A 17,515-nucleotide genomic window follows, 5' to 3' on the forward strand; every position below is an offset into this window, starting at 1 on the left:
GTCCTTGTCGTTAAAAATTCACAATAAATCGACAATATGAAAAGAACTTGCTTAATGCAGGTTCTTTTTTAATTTCAAATATTAAACAATTCCAATCGATTGACGATATTTAATATGTAAACTTGTTCCAAGAGGATTTAGGAAATGAAGAAGAGAATTACGTATGTACTGCTTGCTCTTCTAGCAGTAGTAGCTTTTGCTTTCACTGATTCATCAAAAGCCAAAGCAGCAGAAGCGACACCACTTTATTATCTGCAAATTACGGGCATAACATCTGAAGGAAATGATTTTGCTTGGGATTACATTAACTTTAACCAAACCAAAGCTCCAAGTGTTTTAAAAGGTGATAAACTTCACGTTAGGGCTCGTTTTATGGGGTATACAAAGTTCACAGTTATCACGGGTAAAGATGGAAAAATCTGTTATATGATGGTACAGCTAGAATGTATAAATCCGATGCCATTCTTGGACAGAATAAGGTGGTTATAGGCTGGGATAAATATTTTGAGATTCCAATGGACGCACTTCAAGATAATTCTATACAGATTAAAGCATTAAGCTCAGGCACCACTTTTGTTTACAGCCAAAAAATTGATTTTGAAAGAGAGTGAACCAGGTGATTAGCACTTCTAATTATGATGTAACTAAAGATCCAAAGTTCTTAGCATTTTGCAGCTTGGCTACAGAAGGATACGGGGGAAATAACTCAGCTCCTAGTAGATCAATTGGTTTTAGTGAATTCTGTGAAAAACTTGAGAAAAATGAAGTAGTTAAACCCGAGAACAAAAAAAGCTCACTTGACCTAAATAAGTCTTTAGACTATTGGAAATCAAGATTTAATCCAGGAGGTAATCTCTCTGCATTAGATTCACAGGTATTAGATATTATTAAAAAAGCTTACAACTTAGGCATGGTTAACAAAAATAATATGCTGCTGCGAAACGAAGCAATTAATGCTTATAAAAATTCAATTTAAATATGAAACAGTGCCCAGCTTAATAAGTGCTGGGCGTTTTACTTATTGAGATTATTTTCTTTCAAATATTCTTGATGTTCTTTCTCCAGCTTATCAATATCATCTTTGAATATATAAATCTTATATTTTTCCTTTGCGTCTCTAGACAGATTATGTTCTAAATATTCACGGAGCTTTGCCTCACTTTTGGTTTGACCCATGCCAATTGTAATTGCCGGATCTGTTATTCCAATTTGAAAACTAAATAAACCAAATTCATTCCAAGCACTTTCTAAAACTTCTTCAGGTGCTTTTTTGTTTGATTCGATTAAAGTTATACCCGACGTAATCAAAGCAGGAACTAAGATCAAATATCCGATTAACCTCTTCTTCATTCACCATCACACTCTCCTTCGTGGAAAAGAATCCCTCCTTTATTAATATTACGGATATCATTATTGACCTTTATATTTATTACCAACATTCACATAGAACATTTGATCCTATTTATATCGAATAAAGAACGTTTGCTCCGTTAATATTAGACTGATAAATGAGTGAGTCGATATGCTTAGGGATCGAGGAACAATTTTCTCCAGACTATATTATAGGAGAGTGTTTATCGTATTTGTTGATAGATACATTTTCTATATCTTTTTGTTACTTATTTATTAACAAGTCTGATATTCTAAAGTAAACAAAGTAAGCATAATAAGGAGGTTGAGATGATTAGTGTTATCAATATTTTAAATTCAAAAGGGGAAAATAGATGGATTGTTGTAAGCAGCAATTTAAATCCCGTAATACCCGTTATGAAGTATGTTAAATATCTTGATCTCTTGGGCCGTTCTGCAAACACTTTAAAAAATGCATACCATTTAAAACTATATTGGAGCTTCTTAGAGATTAAAAACCTCAATTACGATTTAATTGATTTAAATATATTAGCCGAGCATCAGTTGGCTAAGGCATCCAAAAGGCTCAATAAATTTAACCTAAGTTAATGCGACACAAGCTAAGAGGTCAGAAAAAACAATAAACCAAATAGTAAACTGTGTAATTGGAATTTATGATTACATGACAAGAAGAGAATATTTTGATAAGGATGTAAAATCAGCTCTCACCAAGGAAATAAAAACGAAAAATAAAACTTATAAATCCTTCTTAGATCACATCTCCACAGATAAATCCATAAAAATGAATTTATTAAAGTAAAGCAACCTCGAAGATACATAAAAACAATTTCTAAAGAACATGTTAATACCCTACTTGCTTCTTGTTTGTAAATTAGAGATAAACCAATCATCAGGATTCTATTCGAAACTGGTCTAAGGGCAAATGAGTTACTTAATCTAATCCTGAGTGATTTTAATGTCAGTAAATGCAGTGTTTTAGTGAGAGAATCAAATACAAAAACTGGTAAAAACAGAACAGTTTATATAACATCGGAGACTATAAATCTTTTTCAAGATTACATTATCGACTATCATTCAGAATTTGTAGTTACAGAGCATGTATTCGTTAATCATACTGGGAAAAATAAAGGATACAAAATGACATATTGGGGTTTAGAGTCTTTAGTAAAAAGGTTGCGACATAAAACAGGAATAGATTTTACAGCGCACATGCTAAGACATACTTTTGCTGCGAATTTAAATGATAATGGTATGAAAGCTAATTCAATTCGTGCCCTTATGGGTCATTCGCACATTGAAACGACTTTAAAAATGTATATACATCCATCACATGAAACAATCAGAAAAGAATGGGAGATAGTCACTAAAAAGATGGACTCGTAAAGGAGTGGGAGATTTATTGAGGATAGAATAAATATCTGAACTTGTACCGACAAAAGAATTACCGATTAAAGGTTATTGGCAAAATGATTTATGGCATGTGATCAGATGCCATTGAGTTTTAACTTCAAAAAATAAATGTTTAAATACTAAGTATATTGATTTTACAAAGATAAAAAACGCGAACATAAAAAACGAGATGAAGTATTTCTTATCTGAATATTTAATTAACGAAGTGTGGACACCGTCTACTCTTGCTTCAGCAAGAGCTCCGTTAATGTTTATAGGTGAATTTTTATCAAATGAATATTAGCGGTTTTGAAGATACCAGAAGAGGAGTTGAAGAGCACATATGGTGAAACATAAAAAAGTTCGCAACTCGGGCTATACAAGGTATACCTCTGCTCTAAATTCCTTTTTAGAATTTTTGGATGAATTTGTTTCAGTTCTTATCATTTCAATGCTTTATTTCGAAAATATCAAAAAAATTTTCCGGATGATTGGGGGAACTATAAAGAATCAAAACTTACTCATATTGTATGTATTAACGCTTTATCAATTTTAGGGTCAAAAATTATTAGCTAAGTGCATGATCGGAGAGAGTAACCAAGTTGACAGTTCAAAATTGAATAAATATCTTACTAGGATAAAAAAAGTGAATTGGTCAAACCAGGGGTAAATGAAATATTTAAAAGGACTATCAGGCTCCAAAACACTTGCAAAAGATTTAGAAGTACAAATGAATATTTAAGTATTTGTTTTCAAGTTTAGTGATAACTATGTCTATATTTAAAATTATATCTCTTTAATTATCCAGAAAGAAAAACCTTTGCACTCCATAGTCATTGTTGTTTTGATAGTAGAAGATACACATTAATGTCCCGTTAAATGTGGGGAAAAGAACTATGATTCTCTAATTAAAGCAATATACAAGAAATGGGAGGAGTAAAGGTTTGTTAGGCGCAACTTCAATTAATAGATAAAATAGCAATCTTGTGTTAAAAATAGCTAAGCTGTTGGTACCCTTGCCAGCAGCTTTTATAAAACGTTTTTTGACTTTGAATTCTCTTTCTTAGCTTGGTATAACTTCTTCATTAGCGCCCTCTTCTCAGTCTAAGATATGTGAAATCCTCAATTGCATTGCAAATTCCTGGAGAGCTTTCCCTGTCCTTATCAAGTCCAAACTCATTTTCTTGGCCATCAAGAAATCAATTTACTACTTCTTCTTTTCAGGTTCCATACCAGCCTTTACAGCATTCGGAAGAAAAAGTGATTCAGGGACATTCATCTTTTTTTATTTTGTCTAGCGAAGTGAAAGACCGATGGCGTTTTTCCTGCATATAATAGCTGGAACTATTCAAAAAGGCAGGGAATGAAGTTGAGTGAATGATGTGATTGTAAATGGAGGTTTTGAAACAGCCAATCTGACGGGCTGGGCTTCTGCAAATACGTCCGTTATTAATACTTTTGCCCATTCTGGAAGATATTCCGCCCAGTTTATAAGTAACCAGCCATATGCTTTTTTAGGACGGATCGTGCCTGTCGTTTCTGGACAATCTCTGTTATTCATCGTTTCTCTTGGGAGAATTGGAAATAATCCAAGTCCTCAAGTAACTATACAAATTTTATTTGTTAACAGTGAAGGGGAAGAGATAGAAGGCGGATATGAAATTATCATTGCTTCCGGAAATTTGCCAAATGTCTCATTTAATACATGGAATGAAATATATAGAACAATTAAAATCCCCGCAGAAGCAGTAAACGCAGTAGTGTAATAAGTAAAACTACTTTTGGATCTGTTCTAATTTTGGAGCAACCGGAGTCACTGGTGCAACTGGAGATACAGGCGCAACCGGAGTAACCGGTCCAACCGGAGTAACTGGCGCTACTGGTGCAACTGGCGCAACTGGTCCAACGGGAGTAACGGGACCAACCGCTTCAACCGGGGCAAATCCGCAGCTGTTTTACAATGAGGTAGCAGGCCCCGTTCCGCTTGCTATTAATTGGTACTGAAACGTCGATTGGTACTTTAATTGTGCCAACAGTCGCAGGACAATTAATAAAATTAGACCTTGCCATTTCTGTAGATGTTACAACGACAGCTAACTCAAACTTTACTTTTCAAACCAGAATTTATAGAAACGGAGTATTAGTAGATACACGCTCCGTCCAAAGAAATGTCAACGCTGCAATACGTCAAGATTTCCAATTGCTACAACGTATGTAGATGCTACAACGGTCACAGGCACGACTTCTTATGAGATTAGAATAATCTTCACAACAGTAAGTAATGTGAGTGGCAGCAGCGCACTAAACCTAGATATAAATGCTATTAGGTTCCCTTAATAATAGAGAATTAAAAAATCACTTTTTTAAAAAAATTCAAGCATATGAAACAAGAAACCTACTTTTAAACAGTAGGTTTCTTTGTCGTAGTATTGAAACCTTATCATGTCTCGGAATATTCCTCCAAAAATTTTTTAAGGTAATAAGAATACTGGTCTGTATCAAACTCGTTGCCGCATGCATGTAAGACCCAAGGCTCTTTCTGATGAGGGATGCCCACTATATATCTTTTTTTTCTGAACTCAAAACATTGAGAAGTATCATATAAATGCCATCCGTCAAAAATATCTTTTCGCCATGGAACATCGTACTGAGTCGCCAGTAATAAACCGTCTAATGCTTGAACTGCTTTCACAGTTTCATCAATTTCATCAAATAATAAATAGTTGTACGTACTGCGATATTCAATGACTTTTCCGGCTTTTTTAGAAGCCTCCCACCAAATCCCGCTTTGCGGCACTTCTTCACATCCTATGACGCCTATCATGCCAAGCTGATCATTCTGCTGAAAGACATGGAGAATATCATAAATAAAGGAACGATTGATGATAAATGTGTCCTGATGTAAATACACTTTATATTTTGAGTCAGAGTCCTCCATTGCCGCCTGGTAGCCGGAGGCCATACTGTCTGCGTCTCGGATATTGATTAATTCTACCTTCATATGCGGCGGTACAGAAAGAGAATGAATATGTCTTAGACAGAGATCATAAAGGGTATCGTCATTCACACAAGTAATGAAGCTAATTGAATGTTCGTTTGCATGCTGGTTCATCTTATATCCGCCTTTATGACATATTGATAGGCTCTGGCCTCCTCCTCAAGAACTGCATGGTGAATTCCCATGCATGAGCTGACATAAGCAAGTTTGCTGATCATTTTTTCATAATAATGAGTCGTAAAAACAATGGGCTCGATTTGGCTGATCTTGTAGCCTGTTTCATGAAACATCTTTTTCATTTCCTCCAAGGTGAAAAAACGGAAGTGTGTTTTATCGAGAAGCCCTGCCTGTGTATACGTCCATTTGCCGGACAGGAGACTTTCGAAAATCGAGATATGTCCGATATTCGGGATGCTTGCCAAGATGCTCCCTGTTTCTTTTACGTAAGGCTTGATGTTACCTAAAACTGCCCACGGGTCTATTAAGTGCTCCAGAACATCACCGAAGATAATGTGATCAAATGCGTTTTTTTGAAAAGGTAGTTTCAGTGTTTCAATGTCTCCCGTTATTACTTCGTCAATATAATGTGTTGCTTTTTCGGCAGCTGGTGGATAAGACTCAATCCCATAATAGGAGCAATTCGTTTTTTCCTTAACAGCTGCGCCAAACAAGCCTTCTGCACATCCGACTTCAAGAATGGTTTTCGCATGCGGTTCTATCAGATCAAATAGCTGCCAGTTGATGCCTTTGTAATACTCTTTATCTTTTAGCTCATACTCTTTCATAGAATCGTCAAGTGAATTTTTATTGATTTCCATGATGTTCACCCCCGGAACCGGTCTGCATCTTTAGAGTATCTTCAAAGTACTTTTTGTTGGCTAGCATTCTTGAATCATGGGGACGGTATTGTAATGCCGATTCATTATGCTGATAGGCAAGCTGATGCTGACTGAGTTTATCGTAGCAGACGGCTAATTGCAGGTGGGGAAGCCAGGTCGCGCAGGCGCGGTTTTGAAAAGCTAGGTTTTCTGCTCCTTTGTTTTCTATTGCTTTTTCATACCAATAGACCGCACTTTGAAAATCGTTTTTTTCTAAAAAAGAGTATCCCAGCCTGCAGCAGGTTTCTGCTCTAGGCGGTCCGTAGACGAGCGTGTGGAGCACCCAGCTTAATTCTTTTTCCTTTAGCCCCAATGTATGATAGCAATCTGCTAATTTATTGCATGCTCTAATATTATCTTCTACCCATCCCTGTTTTGTTTTCAAAAAACGCAAATAGTACTCAATTGCTTTTTCTATTTTCCCGTGATCACACAACTCGTTCGCATAGTAAAATAAATCTCTTGGCGAAAAATCCTTTCCCGAAGACGCCATTTTTTCATAAATCCGCAGGTTTCGGTCTGCATCATGGCTAAGTGGCATGTGAGAAACTGCAGCTTCACTGTGGTGAAGGTTTCCGTACACTTCCAAATATTCATGGACGGCGCCAATCCACTTAAAACCCTTTTCTCGCTTTACAAGACGGTACCTTTTTAAGCTGGATGTGACGTTGTTTTCTTCATCAAACGCCAAGTGGTATTTCATTGAGACCGCGTCAATATGTGGGTCAAGCGTTCTTTTTAAATCCAGCAACAGCTTTTGATCATTCTCGGTAAACACGTCGTCTGCATCAAGCCATAAAATATAGTCGGCCGTTGCCTGTTGAAACGAAAAATTTCGGGCTGCAGCAAAATCGTCGATCCATTCAAAATCAAAAATCCGGTCTGTATAATGCGCAACGATGTCTTTCGTCTGGTCAACTGAGCCGGTATCCACAATGTTAATTTCATCAGCTATTCCTTGCACAGAATTTAAGCACCGCCCAATAACAGCTTCTTCATTTTTTACAATCATACATAAACTGATTGAAATCACATGGCCACCTCCGTTTTATTCTGTTTTTTCTTTATGGCATGGACAAACATGTAATCAATATGGGCATGTTTTGACAATTGATCCAAAGACAAACCAAATTGCCCGGCAAGGAATTGGAGTTCTTGTAAAAAGAGTTGTATGTTTGATTCAGTCTCGGTGGTATGGGAAGTGATGGATTTTATGTTATAAAGATATTCAGGAAATAGGGTATTTACGTTGCGAGGAGTGATGAAATGTGTGTACGTCGAAGCACTACATAATAAAGAGAAAAATGTATCTGCATAGGCAGTATTTGGGATGCCGCAAATCAGCGAACCTGAAGGCTTTAGATAAACGGTAAGAGTTTCAATCGTATGTCTGGGATTCATCGAGCAGTTTAAAAGGTCTCCGATCAAAATGACATCGAAAAAGGCCTCTGGGTAAGGGAGGTCGCATGTTTCCACATCTGCCGAAATGACTTGCTCGTAATATGCGCTAGCAATGGTCTGTAACAATTCATCCTCTTCAATTCCATACAATGTACAGGTTTGCCGGTTGAAAAGCTCTGCCCCCGCAGCTCCCGCGCCGCAGCCGATATGTAAGATAGAGCCGGCTTCCACGGGCACAAGCGCTGTCATCTGGGGCCGGGAATCAAAGAAAGCTGTCATATCAACGTTCCATTTATCGATGAACCGTTGCCGATTTTCTTCGTATAATCGACTGATGTTTAAGTCTGGATTGCCTGTAAACGTGGCATGGCCGTGATGGTGGACAAATGAATCAAGAGCGATTTTCAGATGATAACCCGCTTGCAGTATGCGGAGGCTTAAATCATCATCCTCAAATGAACCACCTTCAAAACGTTCATCAAAACCGCCGATTTCGTCCAACACCTCCTTTTTAACAAGCATGCAAAATCCGACCAGCCTCAATACAGCTTTTGACTTGCCTCGCTGCTGCAAACAGTAAAGGCGAGAAAAATCTTCAATTCCCTCAACGTTTGTGTAGTCAACGGGAACTTGCTGCGGACCGCTGACATAATTGCTTACAGGTCCGACCATGCCGATTTTGTCATCTTGATAAAGCAGCTTGATCATTGGCTCCAGCCATTCACTTGTTACAACAGTATCATTGTTTAAAAAAAGAATGTTGTCACCTGAAGCAGCTCCAAAGCCCTGATTACAGGCTTTCGCAAAGCCTTTGTTCGTCTTGTTGAAAATTGTCTTAATTGAAGATATCTGTTTGAGGTAGTCACGTGTACCGTCATGAGAGCCGTTATCTACAACAATTACTTCTATACAATCATTATTCGTATGCTTCCATATGCTCTCCAAGCATTGTTTCGTTAACGCCAATTGATTATAAGTGAGCACAATAATACTCGTTTTCATCATAACCTCCGTCCTTTCACCATTTCATTCGGATACTATATGTATATCGTAATGTTCAGAGGGAATGATTCTTTCCTGTAAAAGGAGAATGCTGCTTAAACGGAATAAATTTGGACGTTCTTAAAAAATATGAATCGTTTTTTAAAGAAAAGGTCGAGGAATTTGTTTAGAGAGGGTACTATTTAGTTTTGCCTTAATTCTGTATTCAGGGATCAACAAGGTTGGGGGACAGAGGAATGATAAGCGTCTTAACAGTTTGTATGAGAGTTATATTAAATTCTTTCTGTATTAAATGGTGAATTAAAAATTATGTATGTTCATGCATGCATATATTTTAAAGGAGCATATTGATAAGGGCATTATTTTATTTAATAGCGTTTATAGCAGGGGAGAAGGACGAAATATCAGTCAGATAGAAATTTTTATATGTTTATGATCGTTTTCATCACTTTAACAAGCAATATATTGTTCTTTGGCAAAGGGAACTTAAATCAAACTTTCAAAGTGGCGAAGTGGAGTAAGGACTAAAGTGATTTGTGACCTCAAATATGATTTATTGAATGTTTTTTTGTAACTGAAACTAGTTGGGTTACTACTTTGGAAAGAATCATCGTGTACATATAAACAATGAATGACAACAAGGCGTGTTTAATTTATTCAAAGTAAGTCTTGATAATGAGTCTGATACCATCAATTTTGAGCTCAGTGATATAGTCTTTGTCCTCAAGTGGTTCCTTTATCGAATGCAATAGCATTGGCGATACAAACAAAATATCACCTCCTACTTAGAACACATTAGCTAAGCGAAGGCGATATATAAAGCGATATGGCAGTGGTACTTAATGGGATTCAATGAGCTCAGGTGAATTGTTTTTAGGTGAATTCACTAAAGATGAAACCTGGTATGCTTCCATATCATCAGCATCATAAGGCAGCAGCAAGCTTTGCAGATAATCAGGATCAGTATTTTTAGGGTTAAGCCATTCCTTTTCGTTCTCATCAGTAAGGATAACTGGCATACGATCATGAATGTCTTCCATAAGCTCATTAGGCTTTGTTGTGATGATTGTGCAAGTGTACAACGGATTGCCTTCTGGCGTGTTCCATTTTTCATATAAGCCGGCAAAAGCGAAGAGATTAGATGATTTAAGCTTAATCCGCATAGGGATCTTAGTCTTCGGATCAAGACGTTTCCATTCATAAAAACTGTCTGCAGGGATGATGCAGCGTTTGCTGACAAGCGGCTTTCGAAAGCTGGGTTTCTCAGCCAATGTTTCAGCTCGAGCGTTGATCATTTTATAACCGATCTTCTCATCTTTTGCCCAAGGAGGAATGAGACCCCATCTAAGTTTACCCAGACGATTATTAGATCCATCGTTGATTATTGTCAGGATGTTCTGTGAAGGAGCGACATTATAGCTTGGGTGATATTCATCTTCAGGTAAGAATTGATCTATATTGAATTGCTCAATGATGTCATCAAACTCAGAAAATAAAGTGAACCTTCCACACATGTTCATCATCCTTTAGGGTTTTTGAATATTGTACAGGCTTGATACACGAAAATCAAAAAGGAGGAATGTGATGCAGCAGCAAACAGTTGAGGTTAAAGAAGTTGAATGGAGAAAGAAAAGGTCAGTGATATTTATACAATACATTAAATAGTTTTTCTATAAATAGTTTTCTGATAGACTGTACAATAATAAGAAAGCCCCCATATGGGGGCTTGAATCTGCTTAATAACCATTAAATCCTTTAATTTCAAAGTTTTCAGTATCGAGATTTAGGCTATTCAATTGCTTTAACAACACCTCAAATTTTAAGCAGTCACCGTTTCTTAATTCATCTGGAATATATTTGGGATTTGCAATTTTCATTCCATTCTCAATCCACTGTTTTCGATATAACTGAAGTGCAGCGTCAATTAAGTAATCTGGCGTCACAATAAAACCTAAGCTTACTTCATGATCTTCACTGTAGCCGTATTCAAAATCGCAACAAGGGCAGATTTCAAATGTTTTTTGATACTCACCATCGTTGTTTAATGGGTTTTCACTTAATCCTTTATATCCGCAAATTAAACATGTATATAATTTAGTCATAACAATCCCTCTTTAATATATATATTGTTCCTATTGATTTTTATAATAATTATAACCAGCTTTTTTATTTGGATGTTTTGGCTTAAAAAAAATTTCAATCATTTTTAATGAATTATTCGAACAAAACGATGACATATTCCTTGTGACGAATATGTATAAGCACAAAAAGAAAGAGAAATGTATAAGAAAATTAAAGGTGTATCAACTGTTTCTAAAGTGTAAAAATTATTTAAAGTTAATCCAAGTAAAGGCATATTCATACCCGTTTGAAAGCATTTTCTTGTAAATGCTTCTCATGTTCTCTGAAATTGTTTTGTCTTGTTTGAATAACAGTTGCTACGACCACAGATTGAGTTGGTGCATATAGAGGAAGGGGATGAACCCTTTCCTTTTTATATTATAAATAATACTAAACTGTTTTTTTGCCGAATATCGTTGTTGCCAACTTCCCCAAAGTTTAATGAGAAAGTTTAGTTATCTAGATATTCCCGCTTAAACACGCCTCAAAACAGTTGTATTTGCATATTGTACTTTCCAAATAAATCTGTTGATAAGAGTGCTTTTCCTCACCTTGAATAATCCTTCTCTCTTTTCTGTTATTAATTTAATAATTACTATACTATTTTTCAGCTTGACTTTTTTACTGTAGCCTTTTAAAGTATGGAATGTTGCTTAGACTATGTTTAACGGTTTTGATATTGAAATTAGAGGTGGCTACTTAGATGAAACAGAATGGAAATCCATGGGCGCTATTGCCGCTAGTTTTATTTGTAGGTCTTTTTGTCGGCTCTGGTGTATTGACTGGAGATTTCTATAAATTACCAATATTGATTGCGGCAATTATAGCATCAGCTTTCGCGCTATCATTTAACCAGAAGAAATCGCTCAATCAGAAAATAGAATGGTTTGCTTCCGGTGCGGGACATCCTGATATTATTATTATGGTTATCATTTTTATATTAGCAGGTGCTTTTGCTTCTGCAGCTGAGGCGATGGGAGCGGTACACTCAACCGTCAACCTTGCTTTGAGCATTATTCCGCAGCAGTTTATACTGCCAGGGCTTTTTATCATTGCTTGTTTTATTTCTGTTTCGATGGGAACATCAATGGGGACGATTGCGGCAGTTGCTCCAATTAGCGCCGGTTTGAGCGGAGAACTTGGATTGTCTACTGAAATTGCTATTGCAGCTGTTGTCGGCGGAGCTATGTTTGGAGATAATCTTTCTTTTATCTCGGACACCACCATCGCGGCAGTACGTTCACAAAAAACACAAATGATGGATAAATTTAAAACGAATTTTTTGATCGTTTTGCCTGCTGCTATCATAACTATCATTTTATTATTTTTTATACCGACAGGACACATAGGACATACCGGAGCTGAAACTTACAGCTGGTTTAAAGTACTTCCTTATGTTGCCGTGTTAGTCTTTGCGCTAATTGGTTTTAATGTGGTGGCTGTCATTTTCGGCGGATTGATCTTAACAGGAATTATAGGGTTTGTAAGCGGCAGCTTAACTCTTGAGTCATATTTTAAAGCAATTACAGATGGAATTGCCGGAATGTCTGATCTTATCATCCTTTCAATGTTAATTGGCGGAATGGTCGGCGTCATGAAACAAAACGGCGGGATTGACTTTTTACTGGGATTCATTTCTAAAAAAATCCATTCGAAAAAAGGTGCTGAAGCCGGCATTGCCGGATTGGTCAGCGTTACTAACCTAGCTACTGCCAATAATACGATTGCTATTATTGCAGCCGGGCCAATCGCCAAAAATATCTCTGATGAATTTAAAATCGACAATCGAAAGTCGGCAAGTATCTTAGATATCTTTTCTTGCATGATACAAGGCTTAATCCCTTATGGGGCGCAGATGTTATCGGCCGGGAAGTTTGGAAATGTTTCACCCGTCAGCATCTTGCATTACTCCTTCTATCCTGTTTTAATCGGGATCTGCGGCATCATAGCAATTATATTCGGACTACCAAAATTCACAAGAAATACGAAGTAAAGATAAAAAAGGTACCAAGTGGTACCTTTTTTTTATATAATTCGTAAAAATATATAGAAGTGAAGAAAAAGGAAGATAGAACGTGTAATGGAAACAAGCTTTAGCTGATATTGCATTTGATTTCATATATAAAAGCAAAAGCCACATAGAAAGAGGTACTTTTATAAAAAAGGCAAAGAGTTAAAAATTAAATCGAGCTGGGATAAAAAAGAGTATTCATCCTCATCAACTACGACACAGCTATGCTACTTATATGATTAATAACGTTGTTCTACTAGAAGCGATCCAAAGCTTACTTGGTCATGAAAGAGTGAGGCCACAAAAATATATGCTTAGCTAAGTGGCAAAACGGGATTAAACTTAATCAAAATCGAGATGCACATATAGAGGTGTGTCTTTTTTGTTATTGGCCATTTAGTGAATAAGGACAAAAATGACTTGACAAGAAAGTCTCATTAAACTATGGTTATAAACCTACTTAGTCTAATTAGACTATCGTAAACAAAGAAAGAAGGTATTTCTATGAAATCTATATTATTAATCGGACAATCAAATATGGCAGGCAGAGGATTTATTGAGGATGTACCGCCGATTTATAATGAGCGTATAAATATGTTGCGAAACGGCAGATGGCAAATGATGGCAGAACCGCTTAATTTTGATCGTCACGTATCTGGTGTTGGGCCGGCAGCCTCATTTGCTCAAGCTTGGACAACGGATCATCCGGGCGAGTCCATTGGGGTAATACCATGTGCCGAGGGAGGAAGCTCAATTGATGAGTGGGCAATTGACGGACTATTAACAAGGCACGCGATTTCTGAAGCAAAATTCGCAATGGAAACAAGTGAATTAGTGGGAATTCTGTGGCATCAAGGAGAAAGCGACAGTTACGGAGAACGTTATAAGACGTATGAAGTTAAATTACTTTCATTAATTAAACACTTGAGAGAAGAATTGAATGCACCAGATATCCCGATCATTATCGGTGAGTTGGGACATTACCTTGGAGATGTCGGATTTGGAAAAAGCGCTGTAGAATATAAACAAATAAACAAGATATTATCTAAAGTTGCTCATACCGAAAAAAATTGTTATTTTGTAACATCAAAAGGCTTAACAGCAAATCCAGATGGCATTCATATTGATGCCGTCTCCCAAAGAAAATTTGGATTAAGATACTATGAGGCTTTTTCAAAACAAAAGCATGTTTTAGATATTTTGGACGTTGAGCATGAATGGATTGAAAAGGAAGCAAAGCGTGAACTAACTAAAAATGAACGTATATTTGTTGAAAGTATGAAGTTTGCCTTGGGACAATTAAGTTTTGAGGAGTTTTCTATTAATGTCTCAAATATTAATGAAAGTAAGTAAAGCAAAATTAATCTCATTTTATGAGGAGAGATCAATTGATTCCACTTTTAATCTTAGGGTTGTTAAAAGAAAAACCCGGTTCATATGGATATGAACTTTTGGCGATTATGAATGAGCGACATTACGAGTATGTAGTCAATTACACTAAAGGTTCATTTTATTACAATATTCAACAGTTAGAAGAAAAAAGATTGATTCAACGCATTTCTGAAATGAGGGAATCAGAATCGAGAGAAAGAAATAAATACATTCTTACTGATTTAGGAATTACAGAGTTCAATCGTTTAATGACCAAGTATGGGACAAAAACGGATTATGTGAATCTTTCCTTTTATGGTGCTATGCTTTTTGAAGAGGAATTCGACAAAGAAAAGATGAGGGAAATCATTCTAGTTCAGATTAAGCAAACAGAGAAAAAAATTTCTCTCATAGAGGATGCATTAGCAAATAGATCAACTCTCATGAAGAGTTTTGTTCGTATGTTGGAAAATTCCATTTCACACCATAAAGTTAATGTGAAGTGGTTTTATGAACTATTAAAGGAGATTGATTCAGAACTATAGTGGGACAAACGAAATAAGGATTTATTGAAATTGAAGTGCGAAGAAAATGGTTCAACAATCAAGCGAGTTTGTTGAGCAAAACTAAAAGGTTGATACATATTAGTCGTGTGCAATATGTATCAACCTTTATTTTTAATGAGAATGTCTTGTACATTTGTATCACCCTCTTATGCAGGGATGGAGAGATTATACTCTCCAGGATTCGAAGAGGGGTATGTGGATTTTACCGTGCTTAGTATTAAACTGTGTTTAACCTGGAAGAGGAAGCTTTTAAGTTTTTGGATGGGGCGGAAGCTAAAGAAAACGTCAGGAACAACAATACAATTGCATTAAGTGTTAATCAACCAGTTAATGTCATTAAAACAGCCTCCGAGCTTAACAGTCAAAACAACTGCTGATGACTGGTATCAGCAGGAACCGAGTATGGAAGCACAAAGTTTGAAAAATATTCTTAGCTGCAGTTGTTCAGACTCTAGGATTTGAACTAAACCTTCCTTCCAGGTGGATGGTCATCGTATTTAGCTGGATTGGCAAATATGATTATCTAGGCGAATATCCTGTTGTTTTTCATAGTTCTGGAATGATGGTATATGTCCAAATATTGAGAGATGAAGCGCACCTGCCGCCGAAAGCAGAGCGCTTTTTTTGATGAGGAATCTTAATAAATCAACAATTTTAATCAGAAAAGAGACGGGAAAAAACGATCTCAACGAGAATGGAAGAAGTCGAATATAGTCACCTTTTGTACTCCTGATCGTCAAGCGAATCAAATTTATTAATAACAACATTGATAAATGAAAAAACATGTTTTGAAATAAGATTGATCAAAACATGTTTTTATATATTGTAATAGGTTAACTTCTTTATAAAAAAGTTTATTTACATTTTCGGGGGTTCCAAACCAAATTTTGTCCATTCCTCATGAGCTGGACCATAAATACCTGGAACAGTTAATCCTGCTTGTCTCATAAGAACCGTCATTTGTCCTCGATGGTGATTTTGATGTTGAATCAAAAACATCAAAAGCGAACCATTTGGCAATTGTTCACCAATAAAGTGGATATGTTCTTGAAGTGTTTTGTCAGTCCATTGGGTTTCTAATGCCTGTACAAATGCATTACTGGCTTGGTGATAGCTGTCTGCTATCAATTTGGCCGAAGTAGGAACAGGATAATCTTCAGCTGGAGCATCAAATGTTAAGTTTGTGTTTGAGGTGATGATGCGAATGGCAGCAACAGTATGCCAAGCAATGCGCCCTAAAGTCCAATTTTGTGAAGTGATTTCTTGTTTAAGTGATTCATCAGTTAGAGTACTTAGTATCTTCTGTGTCGCACCGGATTCGAACTCCCAAGACTTTAAAAAATGATTTAAGGTTTGAAACATAAAAATCCCCCTTATAATAGTTTATTTTCTTTCTGCGAACCTACAGTTCAATTATAGTGCCCCGTTTAATTAAAAAGAACAGATCGATAGACAAAAGAAAAAAGACATCGCGATAATATACAGAACACACACCGCACGCAGGGTACATGATATTGCAGATGATATGTGTTTTATAAAGTTGCCATAAGATCAAGAAGAGACTGATAGAGTATAAGCTGAAGAACAAAGGAATAGAGGAACATGAAGTTCTTTAAAGTTTACGACATCATAAATAAAGAAGGAGATTACCTCACATGTAATGAATTATTATAGCAGGAAAGAGAAAAATTTTACAATAAAGGGAGGAATGAGTTGGTAATGAAGGGTTTTATTAAAGGCGCTGTTTTAACTGCTGTTCTGAGTGTTGGTGCCACTTTATTTGCAGGTGATGTATCTGCACACGGGTATATAAAAGAACCTGCTAGTAGAGCCTATATGGGGTCATTAGAAAAACAAATAATTGGTTGGACGGCAGCTGCCCAAAAATATGGTTCCGTAGTTGATAATCCTCAATCGGTGGAAGGGCCAAAAGGGTTTCCAGCCGCAGGGCCACCAGATGGAAAAATTGCATCAGCAAATGGAGGATCGGGTCAAATTGATTTTGGATTAGACAGGCAGACTGCAGATCATTGGGTAAAACAAAACATGCGTGGGGGGCTAAACACCTTTACTTGGCACTATACTGCTCCTCACGCAACATCAAAGTGGCACTATTATATAACCAAGAAAGATTGGAATCCAAACAAACCTTTATCAAGAGATGAATTTGAATTAATTGGAACTGTAGTTCACGATGGTTCAAAGGCTGATACTAATCTATCTCATAACATTTATGTACCAACTGATCGCAGTGGTTATCATGTCATTCTAGGGGTGTGGGATGTTGCGGATACCTCTAATGCCTTTTATAACGTAATTGATGTAAACCTAATACGATGAGATTGAGCCTCCAATAATGGACAAGAATATAAGGTTTCCAGAAATGAACAAAAATTCGCGCTGCATC

Annotated in this window: 17 protein-coding genes and 3 pseudogenes; 11 read left to right on the forward strand and 9 right to left on the reverse strand. The window is 36.6% G+C overall.

What is annotated here, in order from left to right; all coding sequences use genetic code 11:
• The first annotated feature begins 144 nt into the window (after positions 1-144).
• Positions 145-611 (forward strand): annotated as a pseudogene (locus MOB98_RS04935) (DUF4879 domain-containing protein).
• 5 nt (positions 612-616) lie between these two features.
• Positions 617-976: a hypothetical protein gene (locus MOB98_RS04940; RefSeq protein ID WP_010334537.1), complete on the forward strand. Its 360-nt coding sequence runs from the start codon at positions 617-619 to the stop codon at positions 974-976.
• A 38-nt stretch (positions 977-1,014) separates the two neighbouring features.
• Here MOB98_RS04940 and MOB98_RS04945 read toward each other — a convergent pair whose 3' ends face one another.
• Complete coding sequence (locus MOB98_RS04945) at positions 1,015-1,350, reverse strand: hypothetical protein (protein ID WP_268358827.1); 336 nt, start codon at positions 1,348-1,350, stop codon at positions 1,015-1,017.
• A gap of 330 nt (positions 1,351-1,680) precedes the next feature.
• Between MOB98_RS04945 and MOB98_RS04950 the strand changes: the two genes are divergently transcribed.
• The 3 genes from MOB98_RS04950 (at position 1,681) to MOB98_RS04960 (ending at position 4,526) form a co-directional block, all read left to right on the forward strand.
• On the forward strand, positions 1,681-1,959 hold the full coding sequence (locus MOB98_RS04950) for a hypothetical protein (RefSeq protein WP_268358825.1): 279 nt from the start codon (positions 1,681-1,683) through the stop codon (positions 1,957-1,959).
• Positions 1,960-2,241: 282 nt separating this feature from the next.
• A complete protein-coding gene (locus MOB98_RS04955) occupies positions 2,242-2,754 on the forward strand; it encodes a tyrosine-type recombinase/integrase (protein ID WP_311766005.1) in 513 nt (170 codons plus the stop codon).
• A 1,379-nt stretch (positions 2,755-4,133) separates the two neighbouring features.
• Positions 4,134-4,526 (forward strand): NTTRR-F1 domain, encoded by a 393-nt coding sequence (locus tag MOB98_RS04960; protein ID WP_268358823.1) that lies wholly within the window; start codon positions 4,134-4,136, stop codon positions 4,524-4,526.
• A gap of 674 nt (positions 4,527-5,200) precedes the next feature.
• Here MOB98_RS04960 and MOB98_RS04965 read toward each other — a convergent pair.
• The 7 genes and pseudogenes from MOB98_RS04965 to MOB98_RS04995 all read right to left on the reverse strand — a co-directional run bounded on the left by MOB98_RS04965 (position 5,201) and on the right by MOB98_RS04995 (position 11,141).
• Positions 5,201-5,872, reverse strand: a complete 672-nt coding sequence (locus MOB98_RS04965) for a glycosyltransferase family protein (RefSeq protein ID WP_268358822.1) — start codon at positions 5,870-5,872, stop codon at positions 5,201-5,203.
• Positions 5,869-6,576 (reverse strand): class I SAM-dependent methyltransferase, encoded by a 708-nt coding sequence (locus tag MOB98_RS04970; protein ID WP_268358820.1) that lies wholly within the window; start codon positions 6,574-6,576, stop codon positions 5,869-5,871. Before MOB98_RS04970 ends, MOB98_RS04965 begins: the two co-directional genes overlap by 4 nt.
• Positions 6,563-7,669, reverse strand: coding sequence for a glycosyltransferase (locus tag MOB98_RS04975; protein WP_268358818.1), 1,107 nt, complete (start codon positions 7,667-7,669; stop codon positions 6,563-6,565). Before MOB98_RS04975 ends, MOB98_RS04970 begins: the two co-directional genes overlap by 14 nt.
• Entirely contained in the window at positions 7,666-9,042 is a 1,377-nt protein-coding gene (locus MOB98_RS04980) for a glycosyltransferase (protein ID WP_268425298.1), read from the reverse strand. Before MOB98_RS04980 ends, MOB98_RS04975 begins: the two co-directional genes overlap by 4 nt.
• Before the next feature lie 659 nt (positions 9,043-9,701).
• Positions 9,702-9,809, reverse strand: a pseudogene (locus MOB98_RS04985) (ATP-dependent DNA ligase); the annotation flags it as partial.
• Positions 9,810-9,878: 69 nt separating this feature from the next.
• A complete protein-coding gene (locus MOB98_RS04990) occupies positions 9,879-10,553 on the reverse strand; it encodes an SOS response-associated peptidase (RefSeq protein ID WP_268367243.1) in 675 nt (224 codons plus the stop codon).
• Positions 10,554-10,775: 222 nt separating this feature from the next.
• Complete coding sequence (locus tag MOB98_RS04995) at positions 10,776-11,141, reverse strand: hypothetical protein (RefSeq protein WP_268362952.1); 366 nt, start codon at positions 11,139-11,141, stop codon at positions 10,776-10,778.
• A 91-nt stretch (positions 11,142-11,232) separates the two neighbouring features.
• Here MOB98_RS04995 and MOB98_RS05000 point away from each other — a divergent pair.
• From MOB98_RS05000 to MOB98_RS05020, 5 genes and pseudogenes are all read left to right on the forward strand, one after another.
• Positions 11,233-11,412 (forward strand): annotated as a pseudogene (locus MOB98_RS05000) (DUF3885 domain-containing protein); the annotation flags it as partial.
• A 451-nt stretch (positions 11,413-11,863) separates the two neighbouring features.
• Positions 11,864-13,153, forward strand: a complete 1,290-nt coding sequence (locus MOB98_RS05005) for a Na+/H+ antiporter NhaC family protein (protein ID WP_268367244.1) — start codon at positions 11,864-11,866, stop codon at positions 13,151-13,153.
• A gap of 214 nt (positions 13,154-13,367) precedes the next feature.
• Positions 13,368-13,493, forward strand: a complete 126-nt coding sequence (locus MOB98_RS05010) for a tyrosine-type recombinase/integrase (protein WP_268362816.1) — start codon at positions 13,368-13,370, stop codon at positions 13,491-13,493.
• A 182-nt stretch (positions 13,494-13,675) separates the two neighbouring features.
• Positions 13,676-14,524, forward strand: coding sequence for a sialate O-acetylesterase (locus tag MOB98_RS05015; RefSeq protein ID WP_268367245.1), 849 nt, complete (start codon positions 13,676-13,678; stop codon positions 14,522-14,524).
• A 35-nt stretch (positions 14,525-14,559) separates the two neighbouring features.
• A complete protein-coding gene (locus MOB98_RS05020; RefSeq protein WP_268362831.1) occupies positions 14,560-15,087 on the forward strand; it encodes a helix-turn-helix transcriptional regulator in 528 nt (175 codons plus the stop codon).
• 879 nt (positions 15,088-15,966) lie between these two features.
• Here MOB98_RS05020 and MOB98_RS05025 read toward each other — a convergent pair.
• Positions 15,967-16,470 (reverse strand): DinB family protein, encoded by a 504-nt coding sequence (locus MOB98_RS05025; protein WP_268367274.1) that lies wholly within the window; start codon positions 16,468-16,470, stop codon positions 15,967-15,969.
• Between the two features lie 357 nt (positions 16,471-16,827).
• On the opposite strand from MOB98_RS05025, the gene MOB98_RS05030 reads away from it, so the two are divergent.
• Positions 16,828-17,448 carry a lytic polysaccharide monooxygenase auxiliary activity family 9 protein gene (locus tag MOB98_RS05030; protein ID WP_268362834.1) on the forward strand — a complete coding sequence of 207 codons (621 nt, stop codon included), beginning with the start codon at positions 16,828-16,830 and terminating at the stop codon, positions 17,446-17,448.
• Positions 17,449-17,515 lie beyond the last annotated feature (67 nt).

Origin of the sequence: Bacillus sp. N13C7 (genome assembly GCF_026790065.1) — a bacterium.
Taxonomy (GTDB): Bacteria; Bacillota; Bacilli; order Bacillales; family Bacillaceae; genus Bacillus.

What these genes read in the sequence shown, in the direction of transcription:
- MOB98_RS05005 (WP_268367244.1), top strand. Translation starts at nt 11,864, where the DNA reads ATGAAACAGAATGGAAATCCATGGGCGCTATTGCCGCTAGTTTTATTT.
- MOB98_RS05015 (WP_268367245.1), top strand. Translation starts at nt 13,676, where the DNA reads ATGAAATCTATATTATTAATCGGACAATCAAATATGGCAGGCAGAGGA.
- MOB98_RS04995 (WP_268362952.1), bottom strand. Translation starts at nt 11,141, where the DNA reads ATGACTAAATTATATACATGTTTAATTTGCGGATATAAAGGATTAAGT.
- MOB98_RS05025 (WP_268367274.1), bottom strand. Translation starts at nt 16,470, where the DNA reads ATGTTTCAAACCTTAAATCATTTTTTAAAGTCTTGGGAGTTCGAATCC.
- MOB98_RS04945 (WP_268358827.1), bottom strand. Translation starts at nt 1,350, where the DNA reads ATGAAGAAGAGGTTAATCGGATATTTGATCTTAGTTCCTGCTTTGATT.
- MOB98_RS04965 (WP_268358822.1), bottom strand. Translation starts at nt 5,872, where the DNA reads ATGAACCAGCATGCAAACGAACATTCAATTAGCTTCATTACTTGTGTG.
- MOB98_RS05030 (WP_268362834.1), top strand. Translation starts at nt 16,828, where the DNA reads ATGAAGGGTTTTATTAAAGGCGCTGTTTTAACTGCTGTTCTGAGTGTT.
- MOB98_RS04980 (WP_268425298.1), bottom strand. Translation starts at nt 9,042, where the DNA reads ATGATGAAAACGAGTATTATTGTGCTCACTTATAATCAATTGGCGTTA.
- MOB98_RS04990 (WP_268367243.1), bottom strand. Translation starts at nt 10,553, where the DNA reads ATGTGTGGAAGGTTCACTTTATTTTCTGAGTTTGATGACATCATTGAG.
- MOB98_RS04950 (WP_268358825.1), top strand. Translation starts at nt 1,681, where the DNA reads ATGATTAGTGTTATCAATATTTTAAATTCAAAAGGGGAAAATAGATGG.
- MOB98_RS04970 (WP_268358820.1), bottom strand. Translation starts at nt 6,576, where the DNA reads ATGGAAATCAATAAAAATTCACTTGACGATTCTATGAAAGAGTATGAG.